Below are 16,241 nucleotides of genomic sequence, written 5' to 3'. Positions count from 1 at the left end.
ACGAATGACAAGCTTTCAAAGGGGTAATTGTATGAAAAAAACCTTGCTCATCCCATTGATTTTAATCGCCGCTATCTTTGCCGCCTGTTTATTTTTTCTTCAGGACAAGGAAAAAACGGTAATCAAATACTTTCCACTGGATGAAAAGGTGTCCTTTTCTTCTTATAATACGGAACTGAAAATATTATCAGAAACGGATACCGATGAATACGACATACGCTGGGAAGAACACTCTGAATTGGAAAGTCCGATTTACCTGCGGCAAGACGTTTCCTTATTATATGTAGACGGAAGGTTAAAGGGTATCCTTAGCAAGTGGAAAGAAAACGGACAAACCATCGAACAAAAATCTTCCATCCATGGGGAAGACAGCAGTCACTTCCAAGCCATCACTTTTCACCATGGAGAATTGCATTATCCTGATGACAAGATTAAAAGCATACAAGCGATGTCCGCCGACGAATTGTATGTCATTGATTCCCCGCATACTGCATTGGAGTCATTTGATCAGCCATTAAACAAGGAGCAGGAAGAATGGAAACAGACCCTTGATACAGCGACGAACCAGCAGCTAAGCTTTCATTGGAATCAGCTGATTAATCACTTTGGGGTTCCTGTCGATAACTACACCATTGTGCCGCTTACCGATTTGGTAAAATTTCAAGACCAGCCGGTGCCGGGTTTGACGGAAAAACAATCGCAACAAGTTATCGGGCAGCTTTGGGAAGGCCTGTATAAAAATTATATCCTTGGCATTGCAGGCAACCAGGATAACAAGCATCCGATCAATACTTTCATTCCGCTCCTATTGTTTGCCAATGATGGAAGTCATTTAATGGTACTATACCAAAACGAAAAAGAAGAGAAGCAGCAATTGCTACAAGCTTACCCTTCATTCTCTGACAATCGTTGAACCAAATTGTCAAAATCTTGGTTATCCGGCTGCAGGGTGAGCGCCTTCTCTGCATGCTGTTTGGCATCATCAATCTCATCCTGACTCGCATACAGCAGCGATAAGTTATAATGCGCTTCAGCAAAATCCGGTTTAACTTCTACAGATTTCTCTAGAGCGTCAATTGCTGCCCCGGAATTTTCCAAATTTATGTGAGCAAGAGACTGATAAAATAAAAGCTCCGCCTGATATTCGTCGTCATGTTCAAGCCCTTGTTCCGTATAGTGTAAAGTCTTTTGATATGCTTCTTGTTGAAAAGCCTGTTGTGCAAGGTGGAGTAGATTGGCTGACGAATAGTTCAGAGCATAAAAAAGCAATCCAATTGCCATGAAAAGATAGATCAAGAAACCGCCCAGTTGATGTGGCCATTTCTTTGTTCCGGGTAATGAAACAACAGCAGAAGCGAGAAATCCACCTAACAATCCACCGATATGCGCGCCATTGTCAATTTGCGGCATCATGATACCGAACGCAATATTTAAAGCTAATATGAATAGAAGATTCCAACCCATTGTCCGGAAAAATAACCTTTTGTTAAGTACTCCGAAATACAAAAGGGCGCCGAATAGACCAAAAATAGCTCCAGATGCCCCTGCCGAAACTTGTGTATTAAATGCAAAACTGGCTAGCCCGCCAGATATGCCGGCTAAAAGATAAATGATTGCAAACCGAGTAGTTCCAAACAATTTTTCAACTGCACTTCCCAAATAATATAAAGCAACCATATTCATAAACAAATGGACAAATCCGATATGGAGAAACATGGAAGTGACAATCCGCCACCATTCTCCTTCTAATATAGCAGGATTAAACTTAGCTCCGAAGTCAATCAACGTTTGCGTATTCAAACTGCTGCCATATTGTTCAAGCAAAAAGAACATCAAGATATTGATCGAAAGAAAGACATAAGTAAACAACGGTCGCCCATACTGAAAGATTGACTGTTCGGCTTTCTGCTGATCTGCCAGGTAATGATGTAATTGTTTTTTTATTTCGGCAGAACGTTTTTCCATTAGCCCGATATCGTCTAATGGTTCTGGTAAACGATTATCAATTCCCAGATTGGCATAGAACCGGTGTTTTTCCCTTAAACGGTCCGTTTCGTCCAGGTAATACACATACATCTCCGTCGGCTTTTTATCCTTTACCTGCATCGGTTTTTTCAAAGACTCCCAATCATCTACCGGAGGCTGTGCTGCGATATAAACATCATGGATGATTACTTTTTTTCCACCAATCAGTTTGCGCAGATTCTGGACTTTATAGATGACTTGAGCCATGTCATTTTTCAAGTGATTGCCCCAGTCGAAACTTTTATGATAGAGACGGATGATATCTGAAGTACCTTTTCTTTTTTTCTCCAACCAAATTTCCTGACTGTCTTTATCGATATGTAGTATTTCAAACCCATGAGTATCGACCAAGTCAAGTGTTACATTCAAAAAGTAGTATTCATCTTGTACATACATGCTGCCACTCCCTCTCCCTATTATCTTATCATGTATAGCTGCATGAATGACAAACAACAAACCTGCAACGCCTTCCTTTAACTGCTCACACGTTCCAATACGTTTTACTGGAAGTTTCCCCATACTATGGTTGTTCTTTCATCAGGTGTATTTCCCATCCCGATTTTAAACATTGGATCGGTATGTTTTTAAAACAGCGAGGTGAGATGAAAGTAAAATAAAAAGACGTTCAGCTTAAGATGCTGAACGCCCTAATATACTCGGCATGATTTTGGAACGAACATAAGGTATGTTCATGGAAACGGTGATCGCCAGCTTGCGTAAAGTATTTACTGCAAGAAGTGCGTTAAGTATTTTGAAACGTTTTTGAAAAATCATACCTGCTGTAATAATAATCGAGCATGCAATCAGAAACGATCTCATTAAATCCACCCTTTCTTACTGGATGGTCTTATCATGTACGAACCGGAGTGACTTTATGCTATTAAAAAAGCGGACCTGTTTCCGTTACGATGTGATCGACAGCAATATCAAAAGTATCCCTCGGAACTTCATCAATCACCTGATCGTTGCTTGTCAATGCGACGGTTGGTTTTGAAAAACCGGCTAAATAACGATCGTAATACCCTCCGCCATAACCTACCCTGAAGCCTTTCTTATCAAATAATAAGCCCGGTACGATCATTAAGTCGATTTGCTGCCTGGAAACCGGAATGGAAACAGCCGGGTTCGGTTCCAACAAATCGATGTACACACACTCTAATTGGTCATAGGATTGCAAATGATAAAAAACGATTTCCGGAACTTTGGGATAACATTTTGGCACACACACGTTTTTCTCTTCTTTCCATGCCTGCTCAATGATTGCCCTTGTATCCCACTCATGGGGCTGCGAAACGGTTAATGCAATGGTTTTTGCCTGCTTCCAATACGCCGAAGCAAATAGATGGTTTGCTAATCCGGTTTCTATCGTTTTTCTCCGTTCAACAGGCAAATCTGTTAATAGTTGCTTTGCCCAGGCTCTCCATTGCTTTTTGTTCATTTGCTATCCTCCTTATGTAGAATACCTAACCTGAAGGCTCCTCGAAAATCCAGCGAGAGGAAAAAATTCGGTGAGATCCCGCAGAGCGTTGGCTCGAGGGAGCTACCAGCCGCCCATGGAAAGTGAAATGGTGTTTCCGCAGCGATAGACTAACACTTTTGCAAAGATGAAAGAAGACATCCTTAGTCAGTTCACATTTTGTATCCTTCACGAAAGCCACCATCTCTATGAAAACAGCCTTTTATTAAAATGGAACTACCTTAAAAATCTGTGATATAGACTAAAAAAACCCCCGCCAAGCTGAGTTGGTGAGGGTTAGATAACACATACAGCTTCTAAACTATATGGTTATTTTGTTTCACGGTGCAAAGTGTGTCGACGCAAACGTGGAGAATATTTTTTTAGCTCCAAACGTTCAGGATGCTTACGTTTATTTTTAGTAGTAATATAGTTGCGGTCACCAGTTTCGGTGCAAGCAAGAGTAATGTTTACACGCATTCTTTATCCCTCCAATACCTTCATCAAATGTAATGAACATTTCAATCTTACATATCATTTTTCAGACTTAATTATATTACCAAATATGCATAGTAATTTCAACCTCTTACCAGAAAGCATTCAAATAATCGACAAAATGTGATATAACTGTTAGAAGAAACCACCAGAATCTTCTAGTCTTACCATTAGAAATGATCAACCTTAGTTATTTTAAAAAGAAATGAGGAATCACCATGCTATATGCACTTTCCACCTTATTGGCCGTAGCAATTATTTTATTGATCCTGTCCTTTTTCATGAACGATCGTTTTAAAGACATCGAACATCAACTTGAGCAGTTTTCGATCTCTTCCATGCAGGAGTACTACCAACTAAAGAAAAAAATCAAGATACTGGAAGAAGAACTGCTTGCTGATGACATAGACTTCCTCGAAGAAACGATACCTGGTACACCGAATAAAAAGCCACCGATGTATCAGAAAATCCTCGATATGCATCAACAAGGAGAACCAGTCGAACAAATTGCCAGGGAGACATCTTTGAGCGAACATGATGTCTACTCGATTATTAACCAATTTTCTTCCATGAGATAAGGAGAATCACAATGAAGCAACCGATTAGGGCCTTTGCCCTTGGCCTTCTGAGCGCAGTCTTAGTGCTTGGTACCATTTATTATATTGAAGGAAATTCAACGAAATCAAAAGCAGATATTTCTGTTTCCTCAATGATTTCTCAACTGGAATCTGAAGGATATATCGTTAACACCCCGGAGGAAGAACAGGCTGAAGCGACCGAAGAAAACAACAACCAGAAAAAAGAGGAGGAAGAACAAGAGAAGCCCGAATCAACCTCCCCTGCCGCGATCGATTTACGAGTCGAACCCGGAATGAATACAGATGAGATTATCAATAGAATGTATGAAGCAGGAATCATTGAAGACAAACAGAGTTTCACTGACTATTTGTCTGATCATGACTATAGCACCGCCATCCAAACCGGTGAGTTCCATATCCGGGAAGACATGACGTATGAAGAAATCGCTCAAACCCTCACCCGTTGATTGGAAAGAACCGCGTACAGCAACTAAGAAACTAGAAGCATCGCCATCATTCCCAATGTATCTTTGTAAAGATGAAGTGGGACAAGCAGCAACATATCGATTCAAAAACGCTTGGGTGCAAAGTAGCCCAAGCGTTTTTGACGAAGTATAAGATTAATTAAGTTGTTCAATCTTCTGTGTGTCACGGACAGGTATCTTAAAGATTCTCCTTACTTTAGCTGCAAAAAAAATACCATATACATTACGTTTAGTAATCACACTTTTTTTCAGATGCAATTAATTTAGGTCGAGTGTTTCCCCTTTAACCAAATAAAGAATACTTTCTCCTATATTGGTCGTATGATCAGCGAATCGTTCAATATACCTTGCACTAAAAGCCATCTGCATAATGTGCTGAATTTTCTGCGGATTAGTGGCAGTCTCTTCCAACATTTCCCTTACTACTTCCCCGTACATATTATCTACCCGATCGTCCAGCTCAGCCAGTTTTCTTGCCAGGGTTACATCCTCGTACTCAAAAGCTTTGACAGAAAGGTCGAGCATTTTCAAAGCAGTTTGCTTCATGTCATCCAGTGCTGGGTGGATGGTCAACCCATGGTGTTCTCCCAAATGGATGGCTGCCTTTGCAATGTTTTTCGCATTATCGCCCATCCTTTCCAAATCAGAGGAGATTCGTAATGCGATAATCAGTCTCCGTAAATCTGTGGCTACAGGTTGTTGACGGGCGATTAGCAAAATGGCATCTTCGTTGATTTTCAGTTCCTTTTCATCCAGTTTTTTATCTTCGAAAATGATATTCTGTGCTGCATCGATATCCTGATTGTATAATGCCTCCAACGCCTTTTCCAGGAGATGTTCCGTATCCCGGGCCAGGCTGATGATGTCTCCTCTTAATCTAGCCAACTCTTCCTGGAACTGTTCTCTTGCAACCATATTCCATCCCTCTTTCCTATAAATTTAACCGAATCTTCCGCTAATATAGTCTTCTGTCCGTCTATCCGAAGGAACCGAAAACAAACTGTCCGTATCCGATGCTTCGATAATTTCTCCATGCAGAAAAAATGCGGTCTGGTCTGAAATTCTGGCTGCCTGCTGCATGTTATGGGTTACAATCACAATCGTGTACTGCTCTTTAAGCTCGCTGATCAGCTGCTCTATTCGAAGAGTGGAAACTGGATCCAGAGCTGATGTTGGTTCATCCATCAAAACCACACTCGGTTTGGTAGCAATCGCTCTCGCTATACAAAGGCGCTGCTGCTGTCCACCTGACAATCCAAGAGCTGAGCTGTTTAATCGATCTTTTACTTCGTCCCACAAGGCAACCTGCTTTAAGGATGTTTCGACCACTTCATCAAGCTGCTTCTTTTTTTTCATGCCGTGGATTCTGGGGCCGTATGCAACATTATCATAAATCGACTGGGGAAATGGATTCCCTTTCTGAAATATCATGCCAATTTGTTTCCTAAGGTTCACCAGGTCCACTTTATCCTTTAAAATATTTTGCCCGTTAAAGGACAACTCGCCAGACAATTTTACACCGGGAACTCGTTTAATCATCAAATTTAACGTTTTTACAAAAGTTGATTTTCCACATCCGGAAGGGCCGATTACGGCTGTCACCTCATTTTCGGGGATTTCTAGATTGATGTTCTTCAAAGCCTGGTTGTTCCCATACCATAAATTCATGTCCTGAACCTGAAAAACTGGTTTCGCCGCTGTTGCTGTCTTGTTCATGTGTATATCCTCCTAACCCTATCCAAACCTGCCGGATATATAGTCTTCTGTCTTTTCGTTATCTGGATTGGTGAAAATTTTCTTCGTGTCTCCATATTCAATGACCGATCCATTCAGAAAAAAGGCTGTTTTATCCGATATCCGTGAAGCCTGCTGCATATTATGGGTGACGATGATAATTGAATAATCCTCTTTCAACTGCAGGATCAACTCTTCTATTTTTGCATTGGAAATCGGATCCAAAGCGGAAGAAGGTTCATCCAGAAGCAATACGTTCGGCTCCATTGCCAGCGTTCTGGCGATGCAAAGGCGCTGTTGCTGTCCACCCGACAACGATAGAGCAGAATCGTGAAGCCTGTCTTTCACTTCATCCCATAAGGCCGCTTTCCGCAGGCTTTCCTCGACGATTTCGTCCAGTTGTTTTTTCTTCCTGATCCCGTAATAACGCAAGGCATGGGTAATGTTATTGTAAACAGACTTCGGGAAAGGATTCGGCTTTTGAAACACCATACCGATTTCTTTACGGAGTGCGATGGTATTGATGTTCTCCGCCAATATGTCGATTCCTTCATACATGATCTGCCCTTCATTCCACGAAGACGGGATCAAATCATTCATCCTGTTGATACTGCGCAGAAAAGTCGATTTACCGCATCCAGAAGGTCCAATCAAGGCTGTGATTCCATGCTTTTCGATATTCATGTCGGCATGCTTTACTGCCTGGTTGTCTCCATAATAGATACACAAATCCCTAACCTGCAAGATGGTTTCTTTTGATTGATTTGCTGCCGGTGAATTTTTTTGCATATTTGGTTCTATTGTAATTGTAGCAGCCATGATTCATGCTCCTTTGTTTGTTTATTTACTAGCAGTCACTTTCTTATGAATGGCACTGCCCAGCCATCTTGCCAAGAGATTGAAAATCAATACAGCCAAAACCAAAACTGCAGATGATCCATTGGCTATCTCTCTGATATCCGGCATAATACCGTTCGTATTTACCGCCCAAATATGGACAGAGAGCGTTTCGGCCGGTCGGAAAATATTAAACGGCGATGTCTCAGAGAATGGATTGAAATTAAGGTAATCGAGCCGCGGTGTCGACAGTCCAGCTGTGAATAACAGCGCTGCCGCCTCCCCAAATACCCTGCCGGAAGCAAGAATCGCTCCTGTAAGAATTCCCGGAAAAGCAGACGGGATCAACACCGTCTTAATCGTATGCCAATGGTTGATACCTAAGGCTAAACTTGCTTCTTTCATTTCTGCAGGTACTGAACGAATGGCATCTTCACTTACACGGACCATGACCGGAATATTAAAAATAGTCAGAGCCAAAGCACCGCCAATAATTGTATAACCCCATCCTGTCGTATTGACAAAGACTAGAAGCCCGAACATGCCGACTACTATCGATGGCAAGGAAGCAAGCATTTCAATACAAGAACGTATAAAATTGGTCACTTTACCAGGCTTGGCGTATTCCGCCATGTAAATGCCTCCACAAACTCCCAATGGAACAGTAATCAACATGGTAATGAACAAAATATAAAACGAGTTGAACAATTGGTCCCGAATTCCACCACCTGCCTGTACAGAACTTGATGGAGTCGTTAAAAATTCCCAAGAAATCTGTGGTACTCCTCTAAACAGAATGAACGAGAACAGCGCGGCCAGAATGGCTACAATAATCAAAGCTATGGTGACGAATACTCCTGTTGCAATTCGATCTGCTATCCTGCTGTTCATTAGATTTTCCTCCTAGATGACAAGTATCGGACAATTAATATAAATACAAAGGATATCGTTAAGAGAATCAATCCCATAGACCATAGGGTATTATTCTCAATACTCCCATACGTGGTGTGTCCCATATTCAACGTAATGATTGTTGTTAACGTTGCAGATGGATCAAGGATACTGGAAGGAAGGCCACGGACGTTACCAATGACCATTTGTACCGCCAGTGCTTCTCCAAATGCTCGCGCCATTCCTAACACCACTGCTGTCAAAAGAGACGGAAGCGCGGCAGGGAGAAGTACTTTCCGGATTGTCTGCCATCTTGTAGCTCCCAATGCCAATGAACCTTCACGCAAACTGCTAGGTAACGAACCCATAGCATCGGTTGCAATTGTCGTGATCGTAGGCAAAATCATGACGGACAGGACAATGGTACCGGCAAGCAGGCTAAATCCGGTCCCCGAAACATGTTCCCTTATAAATGGGACTAATACTGTAAGCCCGATGAAACCATAAACAACAGAAGGAATCCCTACTAACAGTTCAATGACTGGCTGCAGGAATTTTCTTCCCCAGGAAGGGGCTATTTCTGTCATGAAAATAGCGCCGCCTATACCCAAAGGTGCTGCAATCAAAGCAGAAAGAAAGGTGACCGCCAAGGATCCAAAAATGAATGGAAATGCCCCGAAACTTGGCTCGTCTGCTAAAGGGTTCCAATTGATGCTGGTTAAAAACTCAATCGGACTTACATCGTTTACGAGGAAGGATTGCAGCCCTTTAACCGTAAGAAATACGGTTACAGATATAGTCGCGATGATCATGATCAACGCACAAAGCGTAACAAGTATTTTTCCTCTCAAATCACCCAATGACCTGTTTCTTTTTGATTTAATTAAACGCTCTCCCGCTGATAGAGCTGCTTTGTTTTCCAATATAAACACCCCTGATAAGTCATCACAGGGCAAATGCTTCTGCATTCACCCTGCTTTGTACTCATTTGTTTTCTAGTTCTTATATATCTGTCTGGTTACCCTCTGCATCACGTTCTACTTGCATTTTTGTCGCCGGGATATATCCTTGCTCCGGTAACAGTCCAGTTTGGACTTCCTCACTCAACAAGTAATCAAGAAACGTTTTGGCCAATCCTTCGGCTTCTCCGTTTGTATAAGAGTGTTGATATGCCCAAATCGGAAAATCTCCGCTTTGTACATTTTCATCGGTTGGCTCTACCCCGTCTACGGACAATGGTGTTACGGAATCATCGGTGAAGTAAGAGAATGCGAGGTAACCGATTGCCCCTTCTGTTTCGCTGATGATTTGCTTTACAGTATTGGAAGAATCCTCGGTTACACCCTCTGCAGGTGTTTCACCATCCAATCCAAATTTAACGAAAGTAGCGCGTGTGCCGGAGGAATCTGGTCGGTTGACGAGGGTCACATCTACATCCTTACCGCCCAGTTCAGACCAGTTGGTGACTTCACCAGTGAACACTTTGATTAGATCCTCTTTCGAAATATCGTCAATCCCTACTTCTGGATTAACTGCCGCGGTCATCCCCACGACCGCTACTTTGTGATCTACCAGTTCATCTGCCGGGATACCGTCTTTTTCTTCTGCAAAGACATCTGAATTACCAATGTCTACTGTTCCTTCTGAAACTTCACTAAGACCGGTACCAGAACCGCCAGCATTTACTTGAATATCTGCTTCAGGGTTTTCACTCATGAAGTTTTCCGCAGCAGCTGCCACTAATGGCTGCATAGCGCTTGAACCAGAAATTGTAATCGAACCGGATGCACTTTCTTCGCTGGACTCTTGATCCGTTCCACTATTCGATCCGTCCGCTTGATCTCCTCCATTGTTGGATCCGCAAGCTGCCAAAATTCCTATCAGTAAAATCAGTAGTGCAGCAAAGGATAATAGCCTTGTTTTCTTCATAAGTTTGTTCCCCCTATAATCTTTTAAAGTGTTTGTCGCCTATCCGGCTACAAATCCATACTAACGTGCTAGTTTTAAGCAGCGGTTAACTGCATGTAAAGATCATGTAAATTTACTAGATAAATAGTCCTGATTAATAGAATCAGGCATGAGCATTCGCTTTTTATTTACTAAAAAAGACCCTCGGCACAAGATAAGCCAAGGGTCTTTCTGGTCAATCGGTATTAATCTTCTTCTATTTCTTCCACTTCTTCTTTTCCTTCTTTACTTTGCTTTAATTCTTTTTCAACGCCGTCTTTATCGCGATTTTCTTTCAGTTCAAAATATTTCTTAATAATCCGGGTTCCGATTTTATGGTTGATATCATATTGACTGCCTCCCGTACCGTTGTTCGGTACGATAATGGCAAAGGCTACTTCTGGTTCATCATACGGGGCATACCCGACAAGACTCAGGTTCTCCGTATCGGCCAGCTTTTTGCCATCTTCATACACTTCGTTTTCTGCAGTACCTGTTTTGGCTGCTACTTTGTACTCGCTCAAGCTATCCCAACCATGCCCAACACCAGTCCCCTGCGTGATGACTCTGCGGAATCCTTCATGAACTCGATCAAGATATTTTTCATCCATCTCCATTTTATTCAGGACATCCGTGTTAAAGCTTTCAACAACAGGACCGAGCTTGTCGCGATCTGGCTTCGGAGATCGAATCTCGCTGACAAGCCGTGGCCGTATACGGTAACCGTCATTGGCAAGTGTCGAAACGTATTGAGCCAGCTGCATCGTTGTATATGTGTCGTACTGGCCGATGGCAAAGTCAAGGAGATTACCACCTCTTGGATCCGGGCCTACATATCCTGTTGCTTCATATGGATAATCGATTCCGGTTTCCACACCGAGGCCGAATTGCTTAAAATAGTTGCGCATCGTCGTAAACGATGCCGGATCGAAGTTCATCGATTTCATACCATAATGGTAATTAAATTCCCCAGCCATCCGCATCGCAATATGGAACATATACACGTTGGACGATTTTTGTAAAGCCTCTATGTCATCGACAGAGCCTAAATTCCTGTAAGAGGATTTCTTCAACTGACCTATTTTTATCGTTGTATCATTAAACACGGTTCCAGGCTTGATCACCCCTGCGTCCATCCCGGCCAGAATGGTTGCACCTTTTACTGCAGACCCAGGCCGGTGTGCATCGTAAAGCGTCCGGTAAGACTGATTGCGGTATTCATCTTCCTCTCGATCGTAATGCTGCCCAGACATCGTCAATACTTCTCCTGTCTGTGGATCCATCATGACGACCAATGCATCGGACATGTATTTATTTTTAGCCGGATGCATTTCAATCGCCGTTTGCAATTCTTCACGGACGATTTTGTCTACAGCCTGCTGTAACTCCATATCGATGGTCAACATCAAATCGTTGCCACGTCGCCCTTCCGTGACTATTTCAGAACTGACCACTTCACCTTTACTATTGGTAATGTATTCCACTTTCTCTTTGGTACCTTTCAATTCTGCCTCGTACTGTTCTTCTAAACCGCTAATTCCTACACGATCATTTGGACTATATCCTCTGCTTAAGTAGTATTGTTCATTTTCTTTCGGAATTCCGCGCTCCGTACTTGAGACACTGCCGATGATATCAGAGAAAGTACCTTCGACAGCGGAAATCCGATTCCAGTCAATGGTAGCGTCGATACCCTGAAGTTCGTTCAAATGCTCGGAAACACGAGCATATTCCTCCTCCGTGACCCCTTCATTCTTCACGATATGCGGAGATAATTCCGTTGCAGCGTCCAATTCTTTTTTTATCGCGATTACTTCAAGTAAAGAATCGTCCCACTCAATTTCCGCCAAATCTTCTTCCGTGATTCGTTCAAGAATGGTGTTATACTGTTCACCATTGTCCATCGCTTCTTTTTCTTCCTCACTCAGCTTCTCGAAAGCTTCATCTTCATTCAAAAGAAACCAGTATTCCCGTCGATCCCGTTCTCTTACTTTGTCTTCTGCATCCTCAATGTCAATGTATTCGGCTAGTTTTTCAGCCAATTTCAATCGGTCTTCTGGTTTCGCCCCGTTTTTTGGCGCGGTATACGTAATCGAACGCACCGGCTCATTATCCAATACCAATCGGCCGAAACGGTCATACATTTTCCCTCTTGGAACTGGTATTTCTGAAACGGTGTTTTCTGTTCGGTTTACTTCATTCTGTGCTTCTTCACCGTTCAAAATTTGAACAACTCCAAGCTGGAGAATCAGACCTGAAAACAACAGAAATACAAATAAAAACAATATATTTAAACGAAAGGGAAGTTGTGCGCGTTTTTTCTTCTTTTTTCCCATATCGCTCCCCCTTTTTTATATTCTCATTACGGATAGTATAACATTTTTAGGGGAAGCGGACTATTATTTATCAACGATTTTCTTCTTCTGCCAATTCTCGGGATATTGCTGTTTTTTCCCGTGGCTCTGCTACTTTCAAATCAATATTTTTCAAAAAGAAATAAATAAGGAATGGTCCTATTCCCACTACAACCAACAAATAAGGAATTGCCCTTTCTGCATTAAACAGGCTGACTGTCGCCAGGAATAGAAGGATAGATGTAACTCTGCCGAAGTTGAGAAATAGCTCTCTAACGACGATATATTCTATTCGCATCTCTCCTGCATTCCATGCTTTTCCGATTACATCATAGGTCATCGAAGCATATGGCACGAATAATACCGGGTAAGAGAAGCCGATGATGCCTGCGTATATCAAAAGCGTGGCATAATCCAAATGAATCAGAATCAAGGAAACAGAAAGAAAAAGCGATAATCCACCGACAAAGATGGCTTTTTTTCTCATCTTCGGTTTAATCAGCCGTGTTGCTACATAGTAAAACACAAAAGAAAAACCTGAAAAAATCAAATTAAAGGTTCCTAATGCTAATTCACTGTTCGTTGCAATAAATACCCATACCGAAATAACAAAGACAAAAATCCCTTCCCGCAACCCTTGAAATGAATGGGCATAGAGCACCCTTTTCCAGTCTTTATTATGATTCCGTTCCTTAAAGATACGCACAAAGCGAAAGACCCCCTTCGCAGAACGGCGTTTGAGAAAGAATGTGCAGACAACCGCCAGCACGAATAAAGAGAAGGAAATTCCAAAAATGACTGTATACCCTTTAAAGGATACCATTCTCGAAATAATGTAGCCGGCCAAAATCGGGCCAACCATTCCACCGAACGACTGAAGCAGCCCCTGAAATCCATTGAAAAAATCCCTTGTTTCCGGTTCGGTCACTTCAAAAGTTAGTACGTTAAAAGCTAACCAATAGAAGCCGTAGCCGACTCCCAGCAAGCTGCCCAACAACATGTTATACTTGGCTGCCTGTTCACCGACTAGCAGTACGGACATAAAGAAAAGGGAGAGAAACAACACTCCCAGTCTCAGTACAATGACCCGATCCACTTTTTTTGCCCAGCGGCCAGCCAGTATAAATGTCAGTGGTTGCAAAACGTATATGGCTAAATTATATAACGCAATCGCCATATATTCTCCTGATTGCTTCCACAAATATATGTTTACAAAGGTATTCGATAAAAAAATTCCTAATGAATATAACCCACCAATTGTAAGCAACAATTTTAAATCGCGGTCTATTTCAATATCTCCAATTAATAAATGTAATGGCTTTTTCATAACTCCCGTCTCCTTTACTGTTGAACTTAGTGTTTTCTAAAGGAACTGAGTTATTCAAAAGTCACTGAAACCTTATGGAAATGAAATTGATCGGCAAGGAACGCATCCTTAGGAATAAAAAAAGAACTTGACGGGATGAAACCCATCAAGTTCTTTTTGATTCACGTTGATTACTTAGCTGCATCGTAGCGCTTAGCAACTTCTTCCCAATTTACGACGTTCCAGAAAGCTGAAACATATTCTGGGCGTTTGTTTTGATACTTAAGATAGTATGCATGCTCCCAAACATCCAGACCAAGGATAGGTGTTTTACCTTCCATGATTGGGGAGTCCTGGTTAAGCGTGCTCGTAATTTCCAGTTCGCCTTTGTTGACAACCAACCAAGCCCAGCCGGAACCGAAACGGCCAGTTGCAGCATTGCCAAATTCCTCTTTAAATTTGTCGAAGCTGCCAAACTTATCATTGATTTTGTCAGCTAGCTCACCGGATGGCTCGCCGCCACCATTAGGAGAAAGTACTGTCCAGAATAAGGAATGGTTGGCATGACCTCCGCCGTTATTGCGTACAGCTGTACGAACATCAGCAGGAACACTGTCAATATCTGAAAGTAATTCTTCTAGTGATTTGTTTTCCAAGTCACTGTTTCCTTCCACAGCACCATTCAATTTCGTCACATACGTGTTATGGTGTTTCGTGTGGTGGATATTCATGGTTTCCTTATCGATATGAGGTTCTAATGCATCGTATGCATAAGGTAGCTCTGGTAGTTCAAATTTAGCCATTGTAAATTCCTCCTTTTATTTAGTATGTAGCCGGGAAAGACAATGATTCATTATCTTTCCTTCAAATCCAAGATTATCAAAGCGTTTTTTTTCTTGCAACTTTTATGCATATATTTGGAACGGTTTTTTAAGTACCAAGTTAAAGTTATGCTTTTGTCCTCAGAGCAATGAAAGTGAATTTTCCTTTTTTACGAGTTATCCCTATAACTTTTTTTCGAGAGAGCCCTCTTTAAAACATGGTTCTCTGTCAAATGTGGTGGTGCGATTTTTCTTCCACCCTCTCTTTATCGAAAGGCTCATTCTAAAAACAGCCATTTTACCCAGACCGCAGAGGAAATAAACTCGCTTTCCGCGGACGAACGCCCGAGCCTCCTCGCAGTGCCCGCTATGGGTCTCGGCCGCCCGTTGTTCCGCAGGAGTCTCGCTTATTTCCTCTGCTGCGCTATTTCGCTCAACAGAGCCTTTTTAACCGCTTGCTGCCATAAAATTTTATGCTTTAATCGTTCAACGTCTTTGATTCTAAAGGAATCTCGTTTTAAAACCTTTATCGTATTGTTTATTCCCTCGATATACCCATTATGAAATGGATACATGGATTGTAAAATCCCCTGTTTCCAACGCATGAACGTTTTTCTTACACGGCGAAATGCCTCTATGTTTGAAGCACGCATCCATTTCAAACATCAGGGGACACCACCACATTCAGTATAGAGCCTACTTTCATCGCATTGTTATTCCCGAAAACCTTGAAAAATAGGCAACAAAAAAAGACAAGCTGCAGAATGCTTGTCCCTACTGTGTCAATTTATCATCATAAAGTAAAATGGTGGCTCGGGACGGAATCGAACCGCCGACACACGGATTTTCAGTCCGTTGCTCTACCGACTGAGCTACCGAGCCATTCAGTAAATTATTTCACGCTCACCGTTTTGATGGTGCAATTTTCGTTCCTTACTTTTCGCAAGCGTATATTGCATGAAGCTGATATAAAAATATGTAATGGAGGAGGATGAGGGATTCGAACCCCCGCGGGCGGTGAAGCCCCTGGCGGTTTTCAAGACCGCTCCCTTCAGCCAGACTTGGGTAATCCTCCTCGAGTTTTGGTGGACCCTGCAGGACTCGAACCTGCGACCGATCGGTTATGAGCCGATAGCTCTAACCAGCTGAGCTAAGGGTCCTTGTTTAAGTATGGGGCGACCGGTGGGAATCGAACCCACGAATGCCGGAGCCACAATCCGGTGCGTTAACCACTTCGCCACGACCGCCATATTAAGTTGGTAGCGGCGGAGGGGATCGAACCCCCGACCTCACGGGTATGAACCGTACGCTC

Annotated in this window: 16 protein-coding genes, 4 tRNA genes and 1 pseudogene; 3 read left to right on the top strand and 18 right to left on the bottom strand. The window is 42.4% G+C overall.

Translation table 11 applies throughout. The features are described from left to right. The first annotated feature begins 31 nt into the window (after window positions 1-31). Window positions 32-913 carry a hypothetical protein gene (locus tag BN1067_RS12535; protein WP_053219200.1) on the top strand — a complete coding sequence of 294 codons (882 nt, stop codon included), beginning with the start codon at window positions 32-34 and terminating at the stop codon, window positions 911-913. Here the strand turns inward: BN1067_RS12535 and BN1067_RS12530 are convergent. From BN1067_RS12530 to rpmG, 4 genes are all read right to left on the bottom strand, one after another. Then, window positions 886-2,544, bottom strand: a complete 1,659-nt coding sequence (locus tag BN1067_RS12530; protein WP_053219199.1) for a rhomboid family intramembrane serine protease — start codon at window positions 2,542-2,544, stop codon at window positions 886-888. The genes BN1067_RS12535 and BN1067_RS12530 overlap by 28 nt on opposite strands. Window positions 2,545-2,655: 111 nt before the next feature. Then, window positions 2,656-2,844: a hypothetical protein gene (locus BN1067_RS12525; protein ID WP_053219198.1), complete on the bottom strand. Its 189-nt coding sequence runs from the start codon at window positions 2,842-2,844 to the stop codon at window positions 2,656-2,658. 61 nt (window positions 2,845-2,905) lie between these two features. Next, on the bottom strand, window positions 2,906-3,463 hold the full coding sequence (locus tag BN1067_RS12520) for a 5-formyltetrahydrofolate cyclo-ligase (RefSeq protein WP_053219197.1): 558 nt from the start codon (window positions 3,461-3,463) through the stop codon (window positions 2,906-2,908). Between the two features lie 348 nt (window positions 3,464-3,811). Continuing rightward, the gene (gene rpmG, locus BN1067_RS12515) at window positions 3,812-3,961 is read right to left on the bottom strand and encodes a 50S ribosomal protein L33 (RefSeq protein ID WP_026771167.1); all 150 of its coding nucleotides are present in this window, start codon (window positions 3,959-3,961) and stop codon (window positions 3,812-3,814) included. A 233-nt stretch (window positions 3,962-4,194) separates the two neighbouring features. Here rpmG and BN1067_RS12510 point away from each other — a divergent pair, with 233 nt between their 5' ends. Together BN1067_RS12510 and BN1067_RS12505 are read left to right on the top strand one after the other, a co-directional pair. After that, on the top strand, window positions 4,195-4,554 hold the full coding sequence (locus BN1067_RS12510; RefSeq protein WP_053219196.1) for a hypothetical protein: 360 nt from the start codon (window positions 4,195-4,197) through the stop codon (window positions 4,552-4,554). An 11-nt stretch (window positions 4,555-4,565) separates the two neighbouring features. Then, window positions 4,566-5,021 carry an endolytic transglycosylase MltG gene (locus BN1067_RS12505; RefSeq protein ID WP_053219193.1) on the top strand — a complete coding sequence of 152 codons (456 nt, stop codon included), beginning with the start codon at window positions 4,566-4,568 and terminating at the stop codon, window positions 5,019-5,021. A gap of 276 nt (window positions 5,022-5,297) precedes the next feature. Here the strand turns inward: BN1067_RS12505 and phoU are convergent, their stop codons facing one another. The 14 genes and pseudogenes from phoU to BN1067_RS12435 all read right to left on the bottom strand — a co-directional run bounded on the left by phoU (window position 5,298) and on the right by BN1067_RS12435 (window position 16,176). Further along, entirely contained in the window at window positions 5,298-5,954 is a 657-nt protein-coding gene (gene phoU, locus BN1067_RS12500; protein WP_053219192.1) for a phosphate signaling complex protein PhoU, read from the bottom strand. 24 nt (window positions 5,955-5,978) lie between these two features. After that, window positions 5,979-6,755 carry a phosphate ABC transporter ATP-binding protein PstB gene (gene pstB / locus BN1067_RS12495; protein ID WP_053219190.1) on the bottom strand — a complete coding sequence of 259 codons (777 nt, stop codon included), beginning with the start codon at window positions 6,753-6,755 and terminating at the stop codon, window positions 5,979-5,981. A gap of 18 nt (window positions 6,756-6,773) precedes the next feature. Next, window positions 6,774-7,562: a phosphate ABC transporter ATP-binding protein PstB gene (gene pstB / locus BN1067_RS12490; RefSeq protein ID WP_053219230.1), complete on the bottom strand. Its 789-nt coding sequence runs from the start codon at window positions 7,560-7,562 to the stop codon at window positions 6,774-6,776. 51 nt (window positions 7,563-7,613) lie between these two features. Further along, a complete protein-coding gene (gene pstA, locus BN1067_RS12485) occupies window positions 7,614-8,501 on the bottom strand; it encodes a phosphate ABC transporter permease PstA (protein WP_053219189.1) in 888 nt (295 codons plus the stop codon). Next, window positions 8,501-9,424: a phosphate ABC transporter permease subunit PstC gene (gene pstC, locus BN1067_RS12480; protein ID WP_407701368.1), complete on the bottom strand. Its 924-nt coding sequence runs from the start codon at window positions 9,422-9,424 to the stop codon at window positions 8,501-8,503. The genes pstA and pstC overlap by 1 nt, the downstream gene beginning before the upstream one ends. Before the next feature lie 79 nt (window positions 9,425-9,503). Then, complete coding sequence (locus BN1067_RS12475) at window positions 9,504-10,430, bottom strand: phosphate ABC transporter substrate-binding protein (protein ID WP_053219188.1); 927 nt, start codon at window positions 10,428-10,430, stop codon at window positions 9,504-9,506. A gap of 224 nt (window positions 10,431-10,654) precedes the next feature. Continuing rightward, window positions 10,655-12,784, bottom strand: a complete 2,130-nt coding sequence (locus BN1067_RS12470) for a peptidoglycan D,D-transpeptidase FtsI family protein (RefSeq protein WP_053219186.1) — start codon at window positions 12,782-12,784, stop codon at window positions 10,655-10,657. A gap of 70 nt (window positions 12,785-12,854) precedes the next feature. Further along, window positions 12,855-14,129, bottom strand: coding sequence for an MFS transporter (locus BN1067_RS12465; protein ID WP_053219185.1), 1,275 nt, complete (start codon window positions 14,127-14,129; stop codon window positions 12,855-12,857). Window positions 14,130-14,299: 170 nt separating this feature from the next. Continuing rightward, window positions 14,300-14,911 (bottom strand): superoxide dismutase SodA, encoded by a 612-nt coding sequence (sodA, locus tag BN1067_RS12460; protein ID WP_053219183.1) that lies wholly within the window; start codon window positions 14,909-14,911, stop codon window positions 14,300-14,302. Between the two features lie 425 nt (window positions 14,912-15,336). Beyond that, a pseudogene (locus BN1067_RS12455) lies at window positions 15,337-15,594 on the bottom strand (transposase); the annotation flags it as partial. Between the two features lie 141 nt (window positions 15,595-15,735). Beyond that, window positions 15,736-15,811 (bottom strand) — tRNA-Phe (locus tag BN1067_RS12450). Window positions 15,812-15,911: 100 nt separating this feature from the next. Continuing rightward, window positions 15,912-16,004 (bottom strand) — tRNA-Ser (locus tag BN1067_RS12445). A gap of 8 nt (window positions 16,005-16,012) precedes the next feature. After that, a tRNA-Ile gene (locus tag BN1067_RS12440) sits at window positions 16,013-16,089 on the bottom strand. An 11-nt stretch (window positions 16,090-16,100) separates the two neighbouring features. After that, window positions 16,101-16,176: transfer RNA gene (locus BN1067_RS12435), tRNA-His, on the bottom strand. Window positions 16,177-16,241 lie beyond the last annotated feature (65 nt).

The sequence above is a fragment of the Virgibacillus senegalensis genome (assembly GCF_000821245.2).
Classification (GTDB): Bacteria; Bacillota; Bacilli; order Bacillales; family Amphibacillaceae; genus Sediminibacillus; species Sediminibacillus senegalensis.
This window is presented reverse-complemented; position numbering and strand designations above follow the sequence as displayed.

Coding starts and splice junctions, on each gene's coding strand:
- BN1067_RS12535 (WP_053219200.1), top strand. CDS start 32: ATGAAAAAAACCTTGCTCATCCCATTGATTTTAATCGCCGCTATCTTT.
- BN1067_RS12530 (WP_053219199.1), bottom strand. CDS start 2,544: ATGGGGAAACTTCCAGTAAAACGTATTGGAACGTGTGAGCAGTTAAAG.
- BN1067_RS12525 (WP_053219198.1), bottom strand. CDS start 2,844: ATGAGATCGTTTCTGATTGCATGCTCGATTATTATTACAGCAGGTATG.
- BN1067_RS12520 (WP_053219197.1), bottom strand. CDS start 3,463: ATGAACAAAAAGCAATGGAGAGCCTGGGCAAAGCAACTATTAACAGAT.
- rpmG (WP_026771167.1), bottom strand. CDS start 3,961: ATGCGTGTAAACATTACTCTTGCTTGCACCGAAACTGGTGACCGCAAC.
- BN1067_RS12510 (WP_053219196.1), top strand. CDS start 4,195: ATGCTATATGCACTTTCCACCTTATTGGCCGTAGCAATTATTTTATTG.
- BN1067_RS12505 (WP_053219193.1), top strand. CDS start 4,566: ATGAAGCAACCGATTAGGGCCTTTGCCCTTGGCCTTCTGAGCGCAGTC.
- phoU (WP_053219192.1), bottom strand. CDS start 5,954: ATGGTTGCAAGAGAACAGTTCCAGGAAGAGTTGGCTAGATTAAGAGGA.
- pstB (WP_053219190.1), bottom strand. CDS start 6,755: ATGAACAAGACAGCAACAGCGGCGAAACCAGTTTTTCAGGTTCAGGAC.
- pstB (WP_053219230.1), bottom strand. CDS start 7,562: ATGCAAAAAAATTCACCGGCAGCAAATCAATCAAAAGAAACCATCTTG.
- pstA (WP_053219189.1), bottom strand. CDS start 8,501: ATGAACAGCAGGATAGCAGATCGAATTGCAACAGGAGTATTCGTCACC.
- BN1067_RS12475 (WP_053219188.1), bottom strand. CDS start 10,430: ATGAAGAAAACAAGGCTATTATCCTTTGCTGCACTACTGATTTTACTG.
- BN1067_RS12470 (WP_053219186.1), bottom strand. CDS start 12,784: ATGGGAAAAAAGAAGAAAAAACGCGCACAACTTCCCTTTCGTTTAAAT.
- BN1067_RS12465 (WP_053219185.1), bottom strand. CDS start 14,129: ATGAAAAAGCCATTACATTTATTAATTGGAGATATTGAAATAGACCGC.
- sodA (WP_053219183.1), bottom strand. CDS start 14,911: ATGGCTAAATTTGAACTACCAGAGCTACCTTATGCATACGATGCATTA.